General features: G+C 66.9%; 19 protein-coding genes and 1 tRNA gene. 8 read left to right on the forward strand and 12 right to left on the reverse strand.

Translation table 11 applies throughout. The features are described 5' to 3' along the window. Window positions 1–34: 34 nt before the first annotated feature. Window positions 35–535 carry a MarR family winged helix-turn-helix transcriptional regulator gene (locus tag CLD20_RS11170; RefSeq protein WP_224406696.1) on the forward strand — a complete coding sequence of 167 codons (501 nt, stop codon included), beginning with the start codon at window positions 35–37 and terminating at the stop codon, window positions 533–535. Beyond that, window positions 532–1,272, forward strand: coding sequence for a GNAT family N-acetyltransferase (locus CLD20_RS11175; RefSeq protein ID WP_224406697.1), 741 nt, complete (start codon window positions 532–534; stop codon window positions 1,270–1,272). Before CLD20_RS11170 ends, CLD20_RS11175 begins: the two co-directional genes overlap by 4 nt. On the opposite strand, the gene argB is transcribed toward CLD20_RS11175, so the two are convergent. From argB to rpmH, 7 genes are all read right to left on the reverse strand, one after another. Next, a complete protein-coding gene (gene argB, locus CLD20_RS11180; protein ID WP_224406698.1) occupies window positions 1,235–2,131 on the reverse strand; it encodes an acetylglutamate kinase in 897 nt (298 codons plus the stop codon). The genes CLD20_RS11175 and argB overlap by 38 nt on opposite strands. An 80-nt stretch (window positions 2,132–2,211) precedes the next feature. Next, window positions 2,212–2,880 carry a ribosome biogenesis GTP-binding protein YihA/YsxC gene (gene yihA, locus CLD20_RS11185; protein ID WP_224406699.1) on the reverse strand — a complete coding sequence of 223 codons (669 nt, stop codon included), beginning with the start codon at window positions 2,878–2,880 and terminating at the stop codon, window positions 2,212–2,214. A 17-nt stretch (window positions 2,881–2,897) separates the two neighbouring features. Continuing rightward, window positions 2,898–4,556, reverse strand: a complete 1,659-nt coding sequence (locus CLD20_RS11190; protein WP_224406700.1) for a CRTAC1 family protein — start codon at window positions 4,554–4,556, stop codon at window positions 2,898–2,900. A 149-nt stretch (window positions 4,557–4,705) separates the two neighbouring features. Further along, on the reverse strand, window positions 4,706–6,175 hold the full coding sequence (locus tag CLD20_RS11195) for a di-heme oxidoredictase family protein (RefSeq protein ID WP_224406701.1): 1,470 nt from the start codon (window positions 6,173–6,175) through the stop codon (window positions 4,706–4,708). Window positions 6,176–6,308: 133 nt separating this feature from the next. Further along, complete coding sequence (gene yidC / locus CLD20_RS11200) at window positions 6,309–8,141, reverse strand: membrane protein insertase YidC (RefSeq protein WP_224406702.1); 1,833 nt, start codon at window positions 8,139–8,141, stop codon at window positions 6,309–6,311. Beyond that, window positions 8,141–8,551, reverse strand: coding sequence for a ribonuclease P protein component (gene rnpA / locus CLD20_RS11205; RefSeq protein ID WP_224406703.1), 411 nt, complete (start codon window positions 8,549–8,551; stop codon window positions 8,141–8,143). The genes yidC and rnpA overlap by 1 nt, the downstream gene beginning before the upstream one ends. Window positions 8,552–8,580: 29 nt before the next feature. Next, on the reverse strand, window positions 8,581–8,715 hold the full coding sequence (rpmH, locus tag CLD20_RS11210; RefSeq protein WP_224406704.1) for a 50S ribosomal protein L34: 135 nt from the start codon (window positions 8,713–8,715) through the stop codon (window positions 8,581–8,583). Window positions 8,716–9,141: 426 nt separating this feature from the next. Here rpmH and CLD20_RS11215 point away from each other — a divergent pair, with 426 nt between their 5' ends. From CLD20_RS11215 to CLD20_RS11240, 6 genes are all read left to right on the forward strand, one after another. Next, the gene (locus CLD20_RS11215) at window positions 9,142–9,882 is read left to right on the forward strand and encodes a TVP38/TMEM64 family protein (RefSeq protein ID WP_224406705.1); all 741 of its coding nucleotides are present in this window, start codon (window positions 9,142–9,144) and stop codon (window positions 9,880–9,882) included. Window positions 9,883–9,910: 28 nt separating this feature from the next. Then, window positions 9,911–11,335: an NAD(P)/FAD-dependent oxidoreductase gene (locus tag CLD20_RS11220; protein ID WP_224406706.1), complete on the forward strand. Its 1,425-nt coding sequence runs from the start codon at window positions 9,911–9,913 to the stop codon at window positions 11,333–11,335. Window positions 11,336–11,447: 112 nt separating this feature from the next. Continuing rightward, window positions 11,448–12,923: a HAMP domain-containing sensor histidine kinase gene (locus CLD20_RS20390; protein ID WP_224406707.1), complete on the forward strand. Its 1,476-nt coding sequence runs from the start codon at window positions 11,448–11,450 to the stop codon at window positions 12,921–12,923. A gap of 190 nt (window positions 12,924–13,113) precedes the next feature. Continuing rightward, a tRNA-Arg gene (locus CLD20_RS11230) sits at window positions 13,114–13,190 on the forward strand. A gap of 304 nt (window positions 13,191–13,494) precedes the next feature. After that, complete coding sequence (locus CLD20_RS11235) at window positions 13,495–14,892, forward strand: HD domain-containing protein (RefSeq protein WP_224406708.1); 1,398 nt, start codon at window positions 13,495–13,497, stop codon at window positions 14,890–14,892. Between the two features lie 2 nt (window positions 14,893–14,894). Then, window positions 14,895–15,428, forward strand: a complete 534-nt coding sequence (locus tag CLD20_RS11240; RefSeq protein ID WP_224406709.1) for a hypothetical protein — start codon at window positions 14,895–14,897, stop codon at window positions 15,426–15,428. A gap of 125 nt (window positions 15,429–15,553) precedes the next feature. Here CLD20_RS11240 and CLD20_RS11245 read toward each other — a convergent pair whose 3' ends face one another. The 5 genes from CLD20_RS11245 to CLD20_RS11265 all read right to left on the reverse strand — a co-directional run bounded on the left by CLD20_RS11245 (window position 15,554) and on the right by CLD20_RS11265 (window position 20,923). Then, window positions 15,554–15,829 carry a hypothetical protein gene (locus tag CLD20_RS11245; protein WP_224406710.1) on the reverse strand — a complete coding sequence of 92 codons (276 nt, stop codon included), beginning with the start codon at window positions 15,827–15,829 and terminating at the stop codon, window positions 15,554–15,556. Between the two features lie 51 nt (window positions 15,830–15,880). Further along, a complete protein-coding gene (locus tag CLD20_RS11250; protein ID WP_370636865.1) occupies window positions 15,881–17,134 on the reverse strand; it encodes an NADH:flavin oxidoreductase/NADH oxidase in 1,254 nt (417 codons plus the stop codon). Beyond that, entirely contained in the window at window positions 17,131–18,663 is a 1,533-nt protein-coding gene (locus CLD20_RS11255; protein WP_224406711.1) for a lyase family protein, read from the reverse strand. Before CLD20_RS11255 ends, CLD20_RS11250 begins: the two co-directional genes overlap by 4 nt. Window positions 18,664–18,855: 192 nt before the next feature. Continuing rightward, entirely contained in the window at window positions 18,856–19,833 is a 978-nt protein-coding gene (locus CLD20_RS11260; protein ID WP_224406712.1) for an MBL fold metallo-hydrolase, read from the reverse strand. Window positions 19,834–19,960: 127 nt separating this feature from the next. Next, window positions 19,961–20,923 carry a LuxR C-terminal-related transcriptional regulator gene (locus CLD20_RS11265; RefSeq protein WP_224406713.1) on the reverse strand — a complete coding sequence of 321 codons (963 nt, stop codon included), beginning with the start codon at window positions 20,921–20,923 and terminating at the stop codon, window positions 19,961–19,963. Between the last annotated feature and the right edge of the window lie 163 nt (window positions 20,924–21,086).

Below are 21,086 nucleotides of genomic sequence, written 5' to 3' on the forward strand. Positions count from 1 at the left end.
TATATAAATCCACATGGAAAATCGGAGCCAGTCCATGACCGAGGATGTCGTCGGTGCGCTGGGCCTGCTCGCGCTCGGCACGCGCCTGAAACGCATCGGCGAGCGCCTGCAGGCCGATACGGACCAGATCATTTCCGAAAGCGGCCTCGGCATCAGCGCCGGCCGCTATCCCTACCTGGCAAGCCTCGATCGCCTGGGTCCGCTCACCATCGGAGAGCTCGCCGAAGCCGTCGGCGTCAGCCAGCCGGGCGCGACGCGCAGCGTCCATGTCCTGCTGCGCCAGGGGCTCGTGGAGAGCGAGGCCTCCGAGGAGGACCAGCGGCGCCGGATCGTGCGGCTTTCCGGCGAGGGGCGGCGGTTGGTGGAAGTCGGCAAGCGCGACATCTGGCCGAGGGTCGAAGCGGCGGTGGCGAGCCTTTGCGCGGACCTCGACGGGCCGCTTCTCGGCCAGCTCGCGGCGATCGAGGAGGGCCTTGCCGAGGCGCCCCTCGCCCGGCGCGCGGACGGGCGCGGGAAGATGGCGGGCGCGGCATGAAGGAGCGTCTCGACCGGCCGATCTGGACGGCGCTGACGGGCCGCCATTCGCACCTTGCCGAGGGTGGCGAGAATGCCCGCCGCTATCCCGCCGATGTCAGCGCCTTCGTTGCGACGCGCGACGATGGCCCCGAAAGCCTTGCCGCGCTGGCCGCGCTCGCAAGGCCGGGCGAGCCCATGCTCTTCCTTCAGGCGGGCGCTCCCGCCCTGCCGGAAGGCTTCAGGCTGGAAAAGGCGGCCGATGGCGTGCAGATGGTCGCCGAAAGGCCCTTTCCCCGCATCGAGGATCCCCGCATCGCCCCGCTCGGACCTGGGGACGCCGCCGAAATGCTGGCGCTCGCCGAGCTGACGAGGCCGGGGCCGTTCTCCCTCAGGGCGCAGAGCCTCGGCAGCTTCTGGGGCGTCAAGAAAAACGGCCGGTTGATCGCCATGGCCGGCGAGCGGCTGAAGGTGCCGGGCCTGACGGAGCTGAGCGGCCTGTGCACCCATCCCGATGAGCAGGGCAACGGCCTCGGCCGGCTGCTCATGACCTATGTGGCGGGCGAGATCTCCGCCCGCGGCGAGGGGGTTTTCCTGCACGCCTACGCCTCGAACGGGAAGGCGATCCGCCTCTACGAGCGGCTCGGCTTCCGCCTGCGCAGCGCCATGCAGATCGCCTTCGTCGAGCCGGCGGCCTCTGACGGCGCGCGCCCGGGGCGATCTACGGCCGGATCAGCGTGCCCGCGCCATGGGCGGTGAAGAGCTCCAGAAGCACCGAATGGGCCGCCTTGCCGTCGACGATGACGACGCCTTCCACGCCCCGCTCCACCGCCGCGATGCAGGTCTCCACCTTCGGGATCATGCCGCCATGGATGGTGCCGTCGGCGATCAGCGCCTTCGCCTCGGCGACGGTGAGCTCGTCGATCAGCTTGCCCGCCTTGTCGAGCACGCCCGGAACGTCGGTCAGAAAGAGCAGGCGCGTCGCCTCCAGCGCCCCCGCGATGGCCCCCGCGAAGGTGTCGGCGTTGATGTTGTAGGTCTCCCCGTCCCGCCCCGGCGCCACCGGCGCGATCACCGGGATCATCTCCGAGCGCGCCAGAAGGTCGAGGAGCGTGCGGTCGACCTCCACCGGCTCGCCGACGAAGCCGAGATCGATCACCTTCTCGATGTTGGAATCCGGATCGACCATGGTGCGCTTCAGCTTCTCGGCGAAGACCATGTTGCCGTCCTTGCCGCACAGCCCGATCGCCCATTCGCCCTCGGCGTTGATCAGCGCCACGATCTCCTTGTTGATGGAGCCGGCGAGAACCATCTCGACCACCTCCACCGTCTTGCGGTCGGTGACGCGCAGCCCCCCCTTGAACTCCGAGACGATGCCCATCTTCTCCAGCATGCCGCCGATCTGCGGCCCGCCGCCATGCACCACGATCGGGTTGACGCCGGATTGCTTGAGCAGCGCGATGTCGCGGGCGAACGCCTTGGCGAGCGCCAGGTCCCCCATCGCATGGCCGCCGTATTTGACGACGATCGTGCGGCCCTCGTAGCGCTGCATGTAGGGCAGGGCCTCCGAAAGGAGCCGTGCCTGGTTGTGGGCCTCGCTGGGGCTCGTCCCGCTCATCCTGTCTCTCCCGAGGTGACGTTGCGCGCGGCGCCTTTCTCCGCTTTCGGGCAGGTCGTCTCGCGCGCGTGCCGGTGGGTTCAGTCGAAGGGCTCGCTGTCTAGCAATCCTTCGCCCCCTTGCCAATCGAGGAGGCTCTCGGCCGCCTTGCGCAGCTCCGAAAGCCCGCCGCCCTTGACGCTCGACGTGGCGAGGATTTCCGGAAAGGCGGCCGGGCGCTTGGCGATCGCCTCGCCGGTCGCCGCGATCAGCCGGTCAAGCTCGCCGGGCTTCAGCTTGTCGGCCTTGGTCAGCACGATCTGGTAGGTCACGGCGGCCTTGTCGAGCTCCTTCATCACCGTCAGGTCGGCGGCCTTCAGCCCGTGGCGCGCATCGACGAGGAGGAAGACGCGCCGGAGCGTTGCCCGCCCGCGCAGATAGTCGTGGATGAGCTTCGTCCAGTCGGCCACCTTGTCCTTCGGCGCCTTGGCGAAGCCGTAGCCGGGCATATCGACGAGCGCCATGGGCGGCGCCTCCTCCGCCTCGCCGGCAAGGTCGGGCACGAAGAAGTTGAGCGCCTGCGTGCGTCCGGGCGTCTTGGAGGTGCGCGCAAGGTCCTTCTGCGCCGTCAGCGCGTTGATGAGGCTCGACTTGCCGACATTGGAGCGGCCGGCGAAGGCGATCTCCACCGGTCCCTCCGGCGGCAGGGCGGCAAGGTTGGGCGCCGAAAGGACGAAGCGCCAGGAATTGGAGAAGAGGGCGTCGGACATGCGCCCCTCTTAGGGCTCTACTGGGGCGGATACCAGTAGCTCGCCGCCGCCTCGCCGCGTCGGATCACCACGAACTGGTTGGCGAACACCCGGTAGGGGTGGCTCCATTCCCCGTCCGGCCATTCGATGCGGATTTCCGCGCGCTCGGCCGTGCCGAGCCCGACATGCACGAAACCGGCGCTGCCGGAGGCATGGCCGCCGCCGGTCTGGATCCGGCGCGCCATCACATGCGTGCCCGTCTTCACCGAGAGCCGGGCGCCGACGGCGTTGCGGTTGGCGCCTTCCTGCGAGACCGCGATCTCGACGAAATTGCCGAGCGGGGCGGCGCCGAGGCCGGTCTTGACCCCGCAATTGCGAAACAGGCTGACCGGCGCCTCGCGGTTGACCACCACGAGGTCGAGCATCCCGTCGAGATTGAGGTCGGCGATCGCCGCGCCGCGCCCGCGCCGGTCGAGCGCGATGCCCGCCTCCTTGCCCGCCTCCGCAAAGCCGCCCTGCCACAGGCCGAGGAGAAGGTTGTCCGGGTCGAAGGCGGCGAAATCCGGCATCGCCTCCACATTGCCCTTGGCGATGAAGAGGTCGGAAAGCCCGTCATTGTTGAAATCGGCGAAGCCCGCATGCCAGGCGGTGGAGGGCTTCAGGTCGCCGCCCGTATAGGGCCGGTGCGCCATCGCGCCGAGATCGTAAGCGATGTTCTCGTAGACCGGCCGGTCCTCCTCGGCCTCCGGGTCCAGCTTTTCCAGCTTGTTGTCGCCCATGGAGGTCAGCGCGTATTCCGGGTAGCCGTCGGCGTCGAGATCGGCCTCGGCGATGCCCATTCCCCAGATCATCAGCCGCCGCCAGCCGTCGGACGCCGTATAGAGCTTCGGCGGGCGCTTCGGCGGCACCTTCCACAGCTGCTCCTCGCCGCCGCGATAGTACTGCCGGTCGTTGGTGATCCTGAGCGAAGCCTCGCCCGAGCGGTTCCAGTCGGTAAAGAGCATCGACAGGGCGCAATAGCCGGGAGAAAGCGTGTCCGGGTCCGAATAGTCCGGCGCGGCGGCGCCGGCCCTGTCCGTTTTCTGCGGCCGGAACAGGAAATTGTCGTGGCAGGTGCCCCAGGGCGAACCGGGCGCCGAGCGGTCGACATACTGGCCGAAGGCGAGTGTCGGAAAGGCTTCGCCCGGCTCCCATTCGGCGGCGAAGGCCGTCGTCCAGCCGCGCCCGCCGTCGAAGCCGAAGGCGCGGTTCGCCACCTCGAAGCGGCACGCGCCCTTGCCCTTCAGGAGAAGGTTTTCCCCGACGCGAAGCACCGCAAGGTCCATGATCCCGTCATTGTCGATGTCGAGCGGGTAGGCGCCGGTGACCCGGGTGAGGTCGCGCCCCGAAAGCCCGGTCTCGCCTTTGGCGAAGCGAAGGGCCCCGCCGACCTCGCTCCGGTTGACGTAGAGCGCCGCTTCGTTCTTGCCGCCGGCAAGGAAGAGGTCGGGCCGCCTGTCGTCGTTGCAGTCGAAGGCCGCGACGCCCCCGCCGACGAAATACTCCCACGGTCCGCCATAGACATGCGCGATCCCGGCCGCCGCCGCCTCTTCGGCAAGGACCGGGATGTCGCCGGGCGGCTTCGGCGCGGGGGCATCCTCGGAGAGGGCAGGCGGGGCGGTGAGAACGGCGGCGAGGAGGCCGACAAGCGCCTGCATCCGGCACCAGGCATCCCATGGCTGGTCGGCTCGCGCGGCGCGCGCCTCCGCCTCCCCCTTGTGGGAAGGTCGACGCTCCGCGCGGCGTAAGGAGCGGCGGGTGGGGGAAGATCCCCCCACGCGCATCCCCGTCTCGCCCGCCCGTTCCTTCATTGCAGCACCAGGCTTCGCAGGAACGCGATCACGTCCTCGCGCGCCTCTTCGCCGGCGGCGAGCCAGGCTTTGCGCGCATCCGTCGCTTCGCCGCCATGCGCCTCGATCACCTCGGCGAGCGAGAGGATGTCGCCGCGATGGCCGTAGGGCGCCGTCGAGCCGACGCCCCAGAGCTCGGCCGTCATGAAGGCGTCGCGCTCCACGAAACGCTGGGCGAGAAGCTCGTTGCCGAGCCGGTCGATCCCCACATCCGCGATGATATGGCGCTTCAGGTCGCCGAAGAGCGGCACCAGCACCTCGCCGGCCGCGTTGCGCGGCAGGCTCCGGGCCCATTGTGTCACTCCAAGGTCGAGGAGGATCGGCCGGGCGACGTCGCCTAGCCGCAGCGTGCCGGCGGCGTCGTCCGGACCGGGATCGGTGAAGGCGAGGCTCTTCAGCGGCAGGAAGGGCCGGTGGCAGGCTGCACAGCCCATCTGCGCGAACAGGCTTTCGCCCCGCCCGGCCGCCTCGGCCCATCGCGGCGGCAGGTCGGCCTTGCGGCCCGGCGGCGAAAGGCTCGCCTGGAAGGCGACGAGGGCGGAGATATCGCCGGGCGAGAGCTCGTCCGAAACGCCGTCCTCGTCGAAGTCGCCGCTGCCCGTCCAGCGCGCCCCGAAGCGCTCCTCGGCCTGCATGCCGTGGTGCTGGTTGGCGGCGTTGATGGAAAACTGCCGCAGCGAGGTCATCACCCCCTTCTGGCTGAAGGGACGCACGACGAGATCGGTGTCGATGCCTTCAAGGCCGGAAAGATCCACCGTTCCGTCCGCCGCCGCCGTCAGCTTGCCGAAGCCGACGCCCTTGGCGGAAAGCGCCACGGTAGCGGGCGCGCCGCTGGCGCGCGCCTTCCTCAGGCCCTCGCTGCGCTGGGCCTTGAGTTCGCCCGTCATCTCGCGGGCCAGGAGCTCGATCAGCCCGGCGCCGAAGAGATGCGTCGTGCCCCGCTCGTTGGAGAATTGCGGGTCGAGGCTGTCGAAATCGGGCGTGTCGAAGCCTTCCGACACGAAGGCGTTGGCCGTGAACGGGCCGGACCCGCCGGCGACCGGCTCGTGGTGGCACGAAGAGCAGGAATTGGCGTCGAGCCCCGTGCGGGAAAAGGCGGTCTCCACCGCCCGCTTTCGCCGTGTCGGGATGATGGCCTGCGTCGCCATCGGTCGCCCGGCCCCGTCGGCGCGGGTGAATTTTCCGGTAAACAGCCGCTCGCCATCCGAAATCAGCGCCTCGAGCCGGTCCTTGTCCAGCGGGCCGGCGAGCGCCTCGTAGTCGAGATGGCGGGTGACGACGCGCTCGCTCCAGGGCGCCGGTTCGTCAGCGCCGGCGAAGGCGGGCTGTGCGCACATCACAAGCGCGGCGAGAAATCCCGCGCCGGGGCTGCGACGACAAGGCGGATGCTGGCCGCTCTGCTGCGGCCGGCCGGGGGCTGCGCCCATTCTCGTTTCCTCCCGGGCGAAGCTTCTCCCGAAAGGCGTGGCCGGTGCAAGCAGACTGCGCGCGGGCCTGTGCGAGCAAAGTGCGAGTGGGGCGGGGCGGCGTTCGCCCCGCCGATGGCGGTCGGCCGAAGAGCTATTCGGCTTCGCTCTTCTTGCCGCCGAACATGCCCCTGAGATTGTCCCACAGCTCGATCTTGACGCCGTTCTTGCGCATGATCACGCCCTGCTGCAGCGCCGAGAGGGTGTTGTTCCAGGCCCAGTAGATGACGAGGCCGGCCGGGAACGAGGCGAGCATGAAGGTGAAGATCACCGGCATCCAGGAGAAGATCATCTGCTGCGTCTTGTCCGGCGGCTGCGGGTTCATGCGCATCTGCACGAACATCGTCACGCCCATGATCAGCGGCCAAAGGCCGAGATGCAGGAAGGACGGCGCGTCGAAGGGCAACAGCCCGAAGAGCGTGAAGACGTTCGTCGGATCGGGCGCCGAAAGGTCCTGGATCCAGCCGAAGAAGGGCGCGTGCCGCATCTCGATGGTGACGAACAGAACCTTGTAGAGCGAGAAGAAGACCGGAATCTGGATGAGGACGGGCCAGCAGCCGGCGAGCGGATTGATCTTCTCGCGCTTGTAGAGCTCCATCATCTCGCGCTGCATGCCGGCCTTGTCGTCCTTGTGCCGCTCCTGCAGCTTTTTGATCTGCGGTTGCAGCTTCTTCATCTTCGACATCGACGTGTACGACTTGTTCGCCAGCGGGAAGAAGATGGCTTTGACGATGACGGTGACCGCGAGGATCGCGAGGCCGAAATTGCCGAGGAAGCGGAAGAGGAAGTCGATGACCTGGAACATCGGCTTCGTCAGGAAGTAGAACCAGCCCCAGTCGATCAGCAGGTTGAGGCGGTCGACGCCGGGATTCTCCTCATACTGGTTGAGGAGCTGCACGACCTTGGCGCCGGCGAAGAGGCGCGTCTCGCTGGTCGCCGTGCCGCCGGCCGGCGCGGAGACCGCGTCGCCGAGGAAATCGGCCTGGTAGGTTTCGACCGGGCCCGCCTCGCTCCGCAGGAAGCGGCCCTGGAAGGGCGTTCCCCCGGCCGGGATCAGCGCCGAGGCCCAGTATTTGTCGGTGATGCCGAGCCAGCCGCTGGAGACCTTCGGCGGCGTCACCTGCTCCTCCTCGAGGTCGGAATAGTCGACCTCCCTGAGCCCGTCGTCGCCGAAGACGCCGATCGGCCCCTCATGGAGGATGTAATAGGCTTGCCCTGCCGGCCTGCCGTGCCGGGAAATGAGCCCGTAGGGATAGAGCGACACCGCCTCGCCGGTCGAATTGCCGACGCTCTGGCTGACGGTGAACATGTAGTTCTCGTCGACCGAGATCTTGCGCTGGAAGATGAGGCCGGAGCCGTTCTGCCAGAAGAGCGTCACGGGGCTCTCCGGCGTCAGCTCGGTGCTGTCGCTCTGCCAGATGGTGTTGGCGTCCGGCACGTCCGGCCCGCCCTGCGGGGAGACCCAGCCGAATTCCGCATAATAGGCATTCGGCGAACCGGCCGGCGAGAAGAGCTCGATCATCGGGCTCTTCGGGTCGGTGGTCTCGTGGTAGCGCTTCAGCTTCAGCTCGTCGATCCGCCCGCCGCGCAGGTTGATCGAGCCGGTGAGCGCCGGCGTCTCGATGGTGAGGCGGGGTGCTTCCTCGGCCGGCTGCGCTTCGCTTGCCGAAGCCGCGGGCGCGCCGGAAGCCGGGGCCGTGGTGCCCGAGCCGTCGGCCGAGGGGATCTGCGGCGTGGGGCCGGAGGGCGAAGCGGGCTCGCCGCTCGTCGGCGCTCCGGGGGCGCCGGCGGGCGCCTCTGCCTGCTGCGCGGCCTCTTGCTGCTGGCGCTGCGCCTCGATGCGCGGCCCGGCGATGAAGTACTGCCAGCCCAGCAGAATGGCCAGCGACAGCGCGATGGCGATGAAGACGTTGCGGTTATTGTCCATCAGCGACCAGTCCTTCGGCGCTTCGGCCGGTTTGTCGGCGTCTTGCGCGACCGGCGCTTGCGGCCGGTTCCTCTGTCGTCGGAATCGGCCTCGCCTCTGCCCAGCCCCCGGGCAAGATCGCTGACAAGGCCCTGAAAGTCGGCTCTTAGCGCGTCGGGGCGCGCCACCACCACATGGTCTGTTGGCGCACCTGCCGCGGCGTGTTCGGCCTGTCGGAAGGCTTCCTTGAGGCGCCGGCGGATGCGGTTGCGCACCACGGCCGAGCGCGCGGTGCGCTTGGAGACGGTGAAGCCGACCCGCGAGGCCTCTGCGCCCTCATGCTCCGTGCTTTCCAGCACGAAGCTCTGGCGTGCGTAGCGTCTCCCGCCGCGCACGGCGAGGAAATCACGTCGCTTCTTGAGACGCTGCATCACCGGGGCGCTTTCGGGGCGCCGGTCTGTCAGGCGGAAAGGCGCTTGCGCCCCTTGGCCCGCCTGCGGGCGATCACCTGGCGGCCGTTCTTGGTGGCCATGCGAGCCCGAAAGCCGTGACGGCGCTTGCGCACCAGGCGGCTCGGTTGAAAGGTCCGTTTCATGTCTCGTCCTGCCGGCTGCGGCAGCCCTCAAGCTGGTGAACGGAAGTCAGCCGGTATCTGCGAGGACCCTGAAAGCTGCTTCGATGTTCGGAATTTGGCCCGTCTCCGATCCACCTTGATCGGCCTACGGCGCTTTTTCGCGAGCGCGATATAGGGTCAATGCCCGCGGGAAGTCAACGCACGGCGGACACGCCCCCTTCGCCGTCACGCCCGCCGTCAGCCCCGGCGTCACGTCGATGTGAGGGGCCGCACGGGCCGCCATCAATTCGGGGTGAGAAACGCGCATCGGCGCCTTTTGTCCCTTACCTTTGGCTGTGCAGGCGGGCGAAAGCGCGTCAAGTGGCCTTGCGCCTGAGGACAGTCGGGGAAATCCTCCCTGTCCGGGGGCTTGGCAGAAGGGCGAAAAGCGTGCAGGCGGAAGAAGACATGACGCATGAATGCTCCGCGCCCGGCGGGAGCCACGGCGGCTGGCTGCGCTGGATGCCGGTCGTCCTCGTCCTCGTCCTCCTTGCCGCCTTCTATGCCTTCGGCGGCCACCGCTATCTGTCCCTCGACGCCATCGCCGAGCAGAAGGAAGCCCTGCAGGATCTGGTGATGCAGCGCCTGGTTCTGGCGGCCGGCCTCTACGTTCTCGCCTATATTGCCCTCGTCGCCGTCTCCTTCCCGGGCGCCAGCATCGTCACCATCGCGGGCGGCCTCATGTTCGGCTGGATGCTGGGCGGCGCTCTTTCCGCCGTCGGCGCCACCATCGGCGCCTGCATCATCTTCATGATCGCCCGCACCTCCTTCGGCGAGGTTCTGCAGAAGAAGGCCGGGCGGCGCCTGAAGCGGCTGCGCGAGGGCTTCCAGGAGGATGCCTTCAGCTACCTGTTGTTCCTGCGTCTGGCGCCGATCTTTCCCTTCTGGGTCATCAATCTCGCCCCGGCGCTCTTCGGCATGCGCCTGGCGCCCTATGCGCTCGCCACCTTCCTCGGCATCCTGCCGGGCACCTTCGCCTATTCCTATTTCGGCGACGGTCTCGGCACGGCTCTCGACGAGGAGGGCCCCCTCATTTCCGGCCAGCTCCTCCTCGGATTTGCGCTTCTGGGCCTTGCCGCCCTCCTTCCCATCGTGTTGAAGCGCTGGCGACGTGCCGCGAGAAGAACAGAACAGGCGCCGAGGTCCTGAGCCTCTTCAGGGCGGGAGCGAAGAGGAATTGAGCGACATCATCGAAACCGATATCTGCGTCATCGGGGCCGGCTCGGCCGGCCTGACGCTCGCCGCGGCCGCCGCCGCCTTCGACGTGCCGGTCGTGCTGGTGGAGAAGGGCGCCATGGGCGGCGACTGCCTCAACACCGGCTGCGTGCCGTCCAAGGCGCTGATCGCCGCTGCCCGCCATGTCGCCCATATCCGCGAGGCGTCCCGTTTCGGCGTTCATGCCGGCACGCCGCAGATCGACTACGTTGCCGTGCGTTCCCATGTCGACAGCGTGATCGCGGCCATTGCGCCGAATGATTCCGCCGAACGCTTCACCGGCCTCGGCACCGAAGTCGTGCGGGCCGAGGGGCGGTTCGTCGACAGGCGCACGCTCGAGGCGGGCGGCAGGCAGATCCGCGCCCGCCGCTTCGTCATCGCCGCCGGTTCTTCGCCCGCCGTGCCCGAGATCGAGGGCCTTCCCCAGGTCCCCTATCTCACCAACGAGAGCCTCTTCGACCTCGAAAAGCTGCCCAGCCACCTCATCGTCATCGGCGGCGGGCCGATCGGCATGGAGATGGCGCAGGCCTTCCGCCGCCTCGGTTCGGACGTCACCATCCTGGAGGCGAACCGCGTTCTCTCCCACGACGATCCCGAGCTCGCGGCGGTCGTCCGCCGCCGCCTCGTTGCCGAGGGCGTCGTCATCCGCGAGGGCGTCAAGGTGGAGCGCGTCGCCCGGCGCGGCCGCTACGGCGTGCGCGTGCATCTCGCCGCAGCGGAGGGGGGGGACGACATGGTCGACGGCACGCAGCTTCTTCTCGCCGTCGGTCGCAGGCCCAATGTCGAGGGCCTGGGCCTTGAGGAGGCGGGGGTCGAGACCGGCCCGAAGGGCATCGTCACGAACGAGCGGCTGCGCACTGCCAATCGTCGCATCTATGCCATCGGCGACATTTCCGGCGGCTTCCAGTTCACCCATTGGGCAAGCTACGAAGCGGGTCAGGCGCTGCGCTCCATCCTCTTCCGCTTCGGCGGCAAGGTGAAGCGGGAGCTGATCCCCTGGGTCACCTACACCGATCCCGAGCTCGCCCATGTCGGCCTGACGCTGGCGGAGGCGCAGGCGCGGGCGAAGGGGCTGAAGATCCTGCGCTGGCCGTTCTCGGAGAACGACCGCGCGGAGACGGAGCGCTCCACCGAGGGCTTCGTGCGCGTCCTCGCCGCCAAAAATGGAAAGATTCTCGGCGCCGACATCGTCGGCCGCGGCGCCGGCGAACTCATCGCGCCCTGGGCGCTTGCCGTCTCCAAGGGCCTCAAGGTGCAGGACATGATGGCGACGGTCCTGCCCTATCCGACCTTGTCGGAAGCGGGAAAGCGGGCCGCGACCAGCTTCTACGTGCCCGTGCCCGAGGCGGCCAAGCGCGCCGCCCGGCTCCTGCGTCGCTTCGGCTGAAACGCGCCCCGCCCGCGCTCCGTAACTAAGGCGCGCGCCTCCCCTTGACGCCCCGCCCTGCGCGGGGCGCAATGTGTGCCAGCCGGAAGGCGGCGGATCGGCCGGAAAAAACGTGAACCTCAGAGCGACATTGGCCCGTTGGCGGCCGCATCCCGGCAGGTGGTTCGCCAGCGGCCTGTCCGCCAAGCTGCTCGTCCTGACCATCGCCTTCGTGATGGTGGCCGAGATCCTCATCTATGTCCCCTCCGTCGCCAATTTCCGCAACATGTGGCTGAACGAGAAGCTGGAGGCGGCTTCCATCGCCGCGCTGGCAGCCTCCAACCCGGACGGACCGGCCTTGCCGGAGGAGGTGCAGGACCGGCTGCTGGAGGCGATCGGCATGGAGGCGATCGCCATGCTGAAGGACGGCCAGCACATCCTGATTGCCGCCGGCGACATGCCGGCCGAGGTCGCCGCCCATCACGACCTCACCCAGGTGCGTCCGCTGGAATCGATCCGCGCCGCCTTCGCCACCCTCCTTTCCGGGGGCGGCGACAGGCTGATCCGCGTCTCCGGCACGCCGCCGCGCGGCATGACCGTGTTCGAGATCGTCCTGCGGGAAAACGAGCTGCGCCAGGCCATGCTGCGCTACTCGCGCAACATCCTGCTTCTTTCGCTCGCCATTTCGGCCATCACCGCGACGCTCGTCTATCTGGCGCTGCGCCTGATGATCGTGCGCCCCATCCAGCGGCTCGCCGCGCGCATGCAGGATTTTTCCGACAATCCGGAGGATGCGAGCCGCGTTCTTTCGCCCTCCGGCCGGCGCGACGAGATCGGCCGGGCCGAGGAGCGGCTGGCGGCGATGCAGTCGGCGCTGCGCGACATGCTGGCGCAGCGCCGCCATCTCGCCGATCTCGGCCTCGCCGTCTCCAAGATCAACCACGACCTCAGGAACATCCTCGCTTCCGCCCAGCTCTTTTCCGACCATCTGGCGACGGCGGACGATCCGCTGGTGCGCCGCATCGCTCCCAAGCTCGTCGGCACCATCGACCGGGCGATCGGCTATACACGCTCCGTGCTCTCCTATGGCGGCGCGCGCGAGGCCGATCCGGTGCGCCGCCTCGTCTCGGCGCGGCGGCTGGTGGAGGACGTGGCGGAAATCCTCGGCGTCGGCGCCCAGGATTCCGTTTCCTTCGACAACCGCGTGCCCACCGATCTGGAAATCGACGCGGATCCGGACCAGCTCTTCCGGGTGATGCTCAACCTGGCGCGCAACGCCCAGCAGGCGCTGACCTCCGACGAGAGCGGTGCGGTCATCCGCCGCCTCTGGGTGGAGGGCGAGCGCCAGGGCACGGTGGCGCATCTGAGGGTCTGCGATACCGGCCCCGGCCTGCCGAAGAAGGCGAAGGATGCGCTCTATGAACCGTTCAAGGGCTCGGCCCGTCCGGGCGGCGTCGGCCTTGGCCTTGCGATCGCCCGCGAGATCGTCATCGCCCATGGCGGCGAATTGAGGCTGATCGAGCGCCCGGGCGCGGGCGCTGTCTTCGAGATCGTTCTTCCCGACAGGCCCGTCAGCCTTGCCGCGGTACGCGATCGCAGGAAGGCCTGAGGCGACGCCCGCCGGGCGGGCAGGCGCACCTGTTGCGCCGTCGGCCGACCGTACACCCTGCCGCCGAGCCAAGTTCGCGCCCTGCCGAAAAGCCGCGGCGAGGGGTTTTCAGGCGCTTGCATTCAGCCGGCCGAGCAATTAGGTGTGTCGCTCCGCGGCGCGCCCTTGGCGCCGGCCGCGCTTTCGGCAGGCACCGGTAGCTCAGCTGGATAGAGCACCAGACTACGAATCTGGGGGTCAGGGGTTCGAATCCTCTCCGGTGCGCCATTTTCTCCAGACTAGTCATGAAATGTTCGCACCGTTGTTGGTCGCGGATTCCTGATCCTGCAACGGGATAACTGCTCCGTGAGAGCCATTTCTCATGGCGAGGCCAGCAGGCGTGGGCGCACTATTTCAGGTTCGACTACTATTGCCAGACCAGTCAAAGTGGCCGTGGCTGCTGAATGAGGTGTGGGCAACGCCGGTTTGGGCTAGTGCAGATCGCGATAGAGGCCGATGCAGAATTTGTGTAGGAGTGTACTTTGTATCACCGCGAATCAGTTTCTCGTTGTGAGTAATTCTGAACAGGTTCATGTCAAAGCTGAAACGCCAACGGATTCGCGATCCACTCCACAATCTGATCGAGTTCGACGAGGGTGACCCTTTCGAACGGATGCTATGGCGCGTCGTCAAGACCGCACCATTCCAGAGGCTGCGCCGGATTCGCCAGCTCGGGTTCAGCGATCTCGTCTATCCGGGCGCGACGCATTCACGTTTCGCCCATTCGCTCGGCGTGTTCCATACGGCTCGGAAGCTCATGAGCATCGTCGAGCGATACGTTCCCAACGAACCAAATGAACGCGTCAACGCGCAGGCGGCACTTGCCGCGGCGCTTGTCCATGACGTTGGGCACGGCCCTTTCAGTCATGCCTTTGAGGCTGTTGGGAAGCAACTCGGCTGGAAGCTTGTCGGGGAGCATGAAAATCATAGCGAGGCATTGATCCGATCGACCGAGGAAGATGCAATCGGCACCATTCTGAATCGCCATGTTGAAGGGTTCGCAGACACGGTTGCGGGCATCGTCCGGGGCGGTCCTGCGACCGTCTATCGGGCGGTCGTCTCGAGCCAATTCGATGCCGACCGTCTCGACTATGTTCGCCGGGATCGGTTGATGTCGGGCACACAACTGGCGGGCATCGATTTCGACTGGCTTATTGCGAACCTCGAAATCGGGGAATTGCCGCCGGACGAGACCGGCATCGGGCGGCAGACTTTCGTTCTCGGCCCGAAGGCGATCTACGCAGCGGAGGGCTTCGTCACGGGCCTTTTCCAGATGTACCCGACGGTCTATCTCCACAAGACCACTCGCGGAGCCGAGAAGCTTTTCCAGACGATGCTGCTGAGGGTTGCAGAACTCGTCACCAACGGTGAAGCCGCGGCCACCGGGCTCCCGGAGAACCATCCTTTAACCAATCTTTTCCGGGAACCTGAGAATCTTGCGGCGCTGGCCGATCTCGATGATGCGGTGGTTCTCGGCGCGTTGCCGCTCCTTCGCCAGTCGGCCGATCCCCTCGTGAAGGGTTTTTCCGGGAGGCTCCAAACGCGCAAATTGTTCAAGGCGATCGATCTCGGTCCGTCGATAGCCACGGCGAGCATGGATCAGTCGAGCAAGTACGACGAGCGTGTCTTTCTCAAGCTGCAGGAGCAGGTTACGGCGAAGATCGAGGAATGGCTCAAGCAGCGCGACAGCTACGGGCGCATTCTCCTCGATTCAACCTCGCGCAAGCCATACAAGCCGATCGAAGAAGAGGGACCGATGAATCAGATCTGGATACGGGAAGAAGACAAGCTTGTGGACATCAGGGACAGATCGTCCTCCTTGGCGGCCACCGGAACCTTTCGTGCCTTTCGCGCCTATGTCGCGGAGGGGGACGAAAAGGCTCGCCAGTTTGTCTCGGAGACTGTATCGAACGCAATCAAGGGAGCATGACGGTGTCCGCATTGCCCAAGAAGTTGGTGGATCGGCTAGCCCCTGTCGCTCACATAATCGACGACGCCGGCGGTGAAATCGTCGGTCGGACCAAGTTGCAGAAGACAGCTTATCTCTTGACGCTGGCCGGTTTCGAAAACCGGTTTCGATTTGGCTACAAGCACTACGGGCCTTTCAGCGAAGATCTGGCGGAAGCAGCCGAGCTCGCTGCGGCATTCGAGTTGATTTCTGAGCAGCAGAAACCGGCTTCTTGGGGCGGAAGCTATTCCGTCTACGCGGCGAAGGCTGCGGGGTGTACCGTGCCGGCCGGCCGAGTTGGATTGGCGGAGGCGGCGGCTAAATCTGATGCCATCTTGTTGGAACTGGCCGCAACTGCAGCCTATTTGGCTCAGGAAGGAAGGCCGAAGCCTTGGGAGGAGACTGCAAGGCGTAAGCCCGATAAGGCTGCGGAGGGACGCTTGGACAGCGCGAAAGCGCTCTACGCGGAGTTGCGTGCAGCATCGGACGATGCGCTGCCAGAAATTGCCAGTCTGTAGCTTCGCCCTTCTCTTGCCAGTAACCGCCTTCGCCACGAGATCGTCGTCGCGCCCAACAGAGATCCCGTCGATAGCCATGCCTGGGAGCGTGAGGCGCCCCGGGCGTCTCCACCCGGGGCTTCGTCTCACGCCGTTTCGACATTCGCGCCGAAATACATGAACTCGCGGTCCATGCCGGAAACGTCGGAGGCCGCGAGCTTGAGCCCCGAAGAATCGAGCATCTTGTAGCTCTTCTGGCTCTTCACCCATTCGTCGGCCGTCTGCAGGGTGGAGAGCGTGTAGGTCCTCGTCTCGTTGAGATAGTGCGTCGGGATGACGATCTTCGGCTTTAGCCGCTCCACGATGGCGTTGCCCTGCTCGTAGGAGAGGATGTCCTGCGGGTCGTCGACGCGCAGCCTCAAGGAGGTCGATCTCATCCCTCGTGGCCCCGGGGGCCTCGACGCAAGGCGGGTCTATTCCTCCGCGTCGCGAGGGTCGGAAGGGCGCCGGAAGGGAAAATCCGCCTTCATCGCCTCGGGCACCTGGGCGAGCTCCCTTTCCCGAGAGGCGAGGCGCTGGGCATAGACGGGCGGCAGCAGATCCAGCCAATCCCGCATTCCCAATTTCTTTGCTGCGTGGACGGGCCAGTAGGGGTCGATCATCATCTCCTGAGCGATGGCGATCATGTCGGCACGCCCCTCCTCAAGGGCCGCCTCGGCCTGCTCGGGTTCGGTGATCATCCCCAGACCGATGGTCTTGATGTCCGCCTCGCGGCGGATGTGCTCGGAGAACCGCAGGTGATAGCCGGGAAAGTGCGGGACGGCGGGAAGCCTCGAGCGGCCGAGAAGCCCGCCGCTCGAACAGGCGAGATAGTCCACGCCGCGTGCCTTGAGTGCCACGGCAAGCGCGACGCTGTCGTCGATGTCCCAGTGGCCGCCCTTGCCGTCGACAGACGAGAGACGGAAGAAGAGCGGTCGATCCTGCGGCCAGACCTCGCGCACCGCTTCCACGATCTCCAGGGCGAACCGCATCCTTCCCGCCCGGTCGCCGCCGTAACCGTCCGTGCGCGTGTTGGCGACGGGCGAAAGGAACTGGTTGATCAGGTAGCCGTGGCCGCCGTGGACCTCGAGAACGTCGAACCCGGCGTCGCGCGAGCGTGACGCGGCATCGCGCCAGAACCGGATCTGCTCGCCGATCTGGGCGATGTCGAGCGCCTCAGGCGTCTGGCGGTCCGGCGCGTGGGCAAGCGCGCTCGACGATACCACCTGCCAGGGACCTTCGCCCTTCGCCTCGTCCTTTGGTCCGAGTGGCGAGCGGCCTTCCCATGGCGGGCGCGCGGAGCTGCGGCGCCCGCCATGGCCGATCTGGATCGCCGGCAGCGCCCCGAGGTCTTTCAGGAAATCCGTGACGCGGCGGAATTTTCGTGCCTGGGCGTCGGTGTAAATCCCGGCGCAACGATGGCTGCGCCTGCCGCGCGGCTCGACGGCGGTATCCTCCGCGAAGACGATCCCGGCTCCGCCCATGGCGAACTGGCCGAGATGGACAAGGTGCCAGTCGGTGACCTCGCCGTCATTGGCAAGGTATTGCGACATCGGCCCTAGAATGATCCTGTTTCGCGCCGTTACGCCCCGCATGGGCATGGGCCGAAACAGCATCGGACGTTCCGCTTCAGGCGTCGTCGGCCCGACCGGGCCATCGATGGCGACGGTTACTCCGGCAATCTTCATGGTGCTGTGTCCAGGTTTCTCGTATGGGCCGACGAGGCGCTCTGCGCCTCCGTGCTGCGGGCCACGATTGCGCGCGCAGCCGCATCGAGCGCCGTCTCCGCGTCTCGGCCCCTTTGGTGCTCGCCGTCGAGCCATTGACGCAGCGCGACGGCGCCTTCCCGCAACGCTGCCACCTGCTTCTGCACGCTTGCCGGCGCTGGCCCGCCGTTCGAGCGGGTGGCGACCAGCTGGACGACATCGAGCGCCTGATGCACCGCCTTGGTTTGGACGCGGATCGTCCCGCCGGCCGCGGCCGACAGCGCCGCAGCGACGGCCTCGGGCGTGATGTTATCGCCTCCCTGTCCCGATACGGCGCGCACGGCCTCGGCAACCAGATGGTGCGCTCGCCGGAACGGAACGCCATGAGCGTCGACCAGCAGATAAACGAGCTGAGGCGCCTGGGCCCAGCCGGCTTCCGCGGCCGCACGCATCCTCTCGCGATCGGTTTCGAGCGTGGGCAGGGCGCGGGAAAGAAGGGTGCAGACGTCGCGAGCCGGCTTCATGCAGTCCATGAGCCGGTTCGGAATATGAATCAGTCCGTTGCCGACGATCGGCAGCCCGCCGGAGAAAAGCTGCAGCGCCTCCGACCAGGCGCCCGCGGCCTGCGCTGCGACGGGCCGGACCATCCGCAGGGCGTATGGATTGCGCTTTTGCGGCATCAGATAGCTCGTGCCGCTGAACGCGTCGCCGAAACGCAGAAAGCCATATTCGGGGCTGCACCAGACGAAGATGTTCTCGGCGGCCCGGGCGAGGTTCGCCGTCAAGATCGACATCGCCGACAGCACTTCGAGTTCGGCATCGAGCGAGGCGTAGCCGTAAAGGGACGATCGCATGAGCGAGGGGAAGCCGAGCAGCTCCGCTACGCGGCCGCGGTCGATGGGCAGCGGCGCCGGCACGACCTGGCCGATATCGGCGCGGCTGCGCGACAGCGATTCATGCGCGCAGCGCAGGCGCTTCAGGTCGGCGGCAAGTCCCTCGGCAAGCGCTGCAAAATAGTAGCCGAGCGTGATGGGCTCCGCGGGCTGCCCCCAGGTCGCATAAGGCATGACGGCCTCCGTCTCGCGAAGTGCCAGTTCAAGCAGCGTCTCCTGGAGCTCTGCGACGGCGTCGACGAGCTGCAGATGTTCCTCGCGGCACGCGATCTGCCGCGCCACGAACTCGCACTCCTGCCTGGCGCGGCCGATGCTGACCCAGCCCGCATTCTCGGCGCCGCAGCGTCGCGCGAGTTCCGCCTCCATGTTCGGCTGGTGTCCGTCGAGCCTTGCATCTTGAGGAAGCGCATCGAAGCCGGTCTCCGCCAAAGCGCCGAGCGCGCCGAGCAGGCTCGCGGCCGGTTGCAGCGGAATGATGCCGGCCTCGGTGGCGGCGACCACATGGGCTTTGTTGTAGCGCAGGAGGGGCAAAAACGTCGCCGCGCCATGCCGCCATTCCAGGGCGTAACTGCGGACGAGATCGGGGTGTGGCTTCGGCCCGTTGGCGGATTGGCTCATGAAGGCGCTCCCTGTTCTTATTGGCTTTTGCCAACAGGGTATCGGGCATATGACGCTGGTTCGTAAAGGCTTTTCGGTCCAATTGGTGGCCTTCGAGCAACCGAAGGTTGCGCTTTCGTTCTCTCGCCGATCGACGCCGGGTAGCGAGCGCCCAAGCGCCCCGGGCATTGCTGCCCGGAGCGCTTTTGTCGTTCAGGCGGTTTCGACGTTCGCGCCGAAATACATGAACTCGCGGTCCATGCCGGAAACGTCGGAGGCCGCGAGCTTGAGCCCCGAAGAATCGAGCATCTTGTAGCTCTTCTGGCTCTTCACCCATTCGTCGGCCGTCTGCAGGGTGGAGAGCGTGTAGGTCGTCGTCTCGTTGAGGTAGTGCGTCGGGATGACGATCTTCGGCTTCAGCCGCTCCACGATGGCGTTGCCCTGCTCGTAGGAGAGGATGTGCTGCGAGCCGTCGACGGGCAGGGTGAGGACGTCGACCTTCCCGACCGCGTCCCAGAAGGCCTCGGGCGGGTTCGGCCGGTTGTCGCCCCAGATGAGGGTTCGGATGCCGCCCGTCTCGATGACGTAGGTGACCATGTCCATATGGCCGACATTGTCGGGCGGGCAGGCCTTGGCGCCGAACTCGGCGATGGCGTTCGTCCAGTTGTACCAGCCGGGCGCCAGGCACGCATGTTTGTCGGCGAAGCCGTGGATCTTCAGGTCCGCGAACTCGAACTGGCCGACCATGCGGTCGAGCACCATGGTCGAGGCCGGCCGGTCGATCGCGTCGTGGTCGAAATGGGTGTGCGTCGACATGGTGATGTCGGCGAGCGTTTCGGGGAACTTCATCTTGAACCAGAGGCCCCAGGCGCCGGAAGGGTCGTCCCGCCAGGGGTCGATCACCAGCGTCGCGCCGGCCGGCGAGGTGATCTTGAAGGCGCAGTGCCCGTAATAGTCGAGGCCGACTTCGCCGCTCTCAAAGCTCGTCTTTTCCTGCAGTTCCAGCACGTGGTTGTTGTTGCCGGGCTGCATCCAGTCCGTCGACTGGGCTTCGGCACGCGAGGAAAGAAGCGCGCTCGCGCCCACCCCGGCCGCTCCCGCGGCCATGAAGAAGGAGCGCCGCGACAGCCCCGGCGCCAGCTCGTCCCGCCGCCCGTCGAGCCGGGTCGGCTTCAGTTCGGTCTTTTTCATGTTCACCCTCCTTGGCTGGCGATGACGTAGCGTCAGCGCCGCATCCGGAGGCTAGCAGCGGGGCCCGGGCCGGTCGGCCCCGGTAAAACGGGGGCGGAATGGGAGGCAAATCCCCATATCGCGGCCCTCAGCGCATGGACAGGAGATAGGTCCTGAGATTCACGCTTCGCCGATCGATGCCGAGCTTTTTTCGGATATTGTTTCGGTGAAAATCGATGGTGCTCGTCTCGCGCGACAGGGCCGTGGCGATCCGCTTCGTCGTGTATCCGTGGATCACCATCTCGGCGACTTCCCTTTCCACCGGCGTCAGCTTGCCGAGCTCGCTCGCCATGCGGCCCGCAAAGCCCGAGGTGATGGAGGCAAGGTTGGCTTCCAGAAGGTCGAGCGTCGCCTCGGCCGGCGCGCCCGGCGGGCAGGCGGCCCGAAGCTTCGCCAGATGCGGCAGGACGAGGCTGTTGATCTGGGTGAGCACGTCGTCCTCCAGCTCCGCCCGCGCCCCCTCCACCTGCTTCAGGATGACCTTCAGCGCCGTATTGGCTTCTTCCAGCTCCGCCGTGCGAGAAAAGACGCGCCGCTCCAGGTGCTTCAGCGTCTCCTTCAGCTCTCCCTCGACCTTGCGCCGGCGGTCGATCTCGATGAGCAGGGCAAGGTCGCCCTCGATGAGGCCGCGCAGTTCCTCCAAGAGCTCGCGATAGGCGAGCGCCGTTTCGTTCTCCTTGCGGTCGAGGATGCAGATGGTGCCGAAGAGCGAGCCGTCCGGCCATGCGAGGGGATAGCCGAGATAGAACGACATGCCGAACTCAAGGTCGTCATTGTCGTCCCAGGCTGGGTCGGCGCGCGCGTCGCGCACCAGGAGCGCCTCGTGCCTTTCGAGCACCGCATAGCAGTAGAGCTTCGGATGCAGCGTGAAGTTCTGGCCGACCTCGTAGGGGTTGCCCGGGCTGCGGCTGGAGACGAGGACGGCGTGATCGGGGGCGCAGGTGCGCATGACGAGGCTCGCCGGCACCTCGGCGATCTTCGCCGCAAGGTCGACCACCCTCTGCCATTTGGCGAGGGTTGCCGCGGGGATCTCGGGCTTTTCGGCCTGCATGGGTCTTGCCTCCGCCGAGCGCAGTCCGTCTCCTTCAGCCAGTATCCGCGGCGCGGCGGGGCAGCGCAATCTTTGCGGCGGGGAGGGCGCGCGAGCGGCGCGGATGTCCGCCGCGGCGCAGGGCGTGGGCAACTCTGCCGAAATGATCGGTTGACCTTTGATG

It is taken from the genome of Afifella sp. IM 167 (assembly GCF_020144925.1).
Lineage (GTDB): Bacteria > Pseudomonadota > Alphaproteobacteria > Rhizobiales > Afifellaceae > Afifella.

Bases quoted from the DNA above. Each gene is read 5' to 3' on its own strand.
- CLD20_RS11170 (WP_224406696.1), top strand. From the start codon at position 35: ATGACCGAGGATGTCGTCGGTGCGCTGGGCCTGCTCGCGCTCGGCACG.
- CLD20_RS11175 (WP_224406697.1), top strand. From the start codon at position 532: ATGAAGGAGCGTCTCGACCGGCCGATCTGGACGGCGCTGACGGGCCGC.
- argB (WP_224406698.1), bottom strand. From the start codon at position 2,131: ATGAGCGGGACGAGCCCCAGCGAGGCCCACAACCAGGCACGGCTCCTT.
- yihA (WP_224406699.1), bottom strand. From the start codon at position 2,880: ATGTCCGACGCCCTCTTCTCCAATTCCTGGCGCTTCGTCCTTTCGGCG.
- CLD20_RS11190 (WP_224406700.1), bottom strand. From the start codon at position 4,556: ATGCAGGCGCTTGTCGGCCTCCTCGCCGCCGTTCTCACCGCCCCGCCT.
- CLD20_RS11195 (WP_224406701.1), bottom strand. From the start codon at position 6,175: ATGGGCGCAGCCCCCGGCCGGCCGCAGCAGAGCGGCCAGCATCCGCCT.
- yidC (WP_224406702.1), bottom strand. From the start codon at position 8,141: ATGGACAATAACCGCAACGTCTTCATCGCCATCGCGCTGTCGCTGGCC.
- rnpA (WP_224406703.1), bottom strand. From the start codon at position 8,551: ATGCAGCGTCTCAAGAAGCGACGTGATTTCCTCGCCGTGCGCGGCGGG.
- rpmH (WP_224406704.1), bottom strand. From the start codon at position 8,715: ATGAAACGGACCTTTCAACCGAGCCGCCTGGTGCGCAAGCGCCGTCAC.
- CLD20_RS11215 (WP_224406705.1), top strand. From the start codon at position 9,142: ATGACGCATGAATGCTCCGCGCCCGGCGGGAGCCACGGCGGCTGGCTG.
- CLD20_RS11235 (WP_224406708.1), top strand. From the start codon at position 13,495: ATGTCAAAGCTGAAACGCCAACGGATTCGCGATCCACTCCACAATCTG.
- CLD20_RS11250 (WP_370636865.1), bottom strand. From the start codon at position 17,134: ATGAAGATTGCCGGAGTAACCGTCGCCATCGATGGCCCGGTCGGGCCG.
- CLD20_RS11255 (WP_224406711.1), bottom strand. From the start codon at position 18,663: ATGAGCCAATCCGCCAACGGGCCGAAGCCACACCCCGATCTCGTCCGC.
- CLD20_RS11260 (WP_224406712.1), bottom strand. From the start codon at position 19,833: ATGAAAAAGACCGAACTGAAGCCGACCCGGCTCGACGGGCGGCGGGAC.
- CLD20_RS11265 (WP_224406713.1), bottom strand. From the start codon at position 20,923: ATGCAGGCCGAAAAGCCCGAGATCCCCGCGGCAACCCTCGCCAAATGG.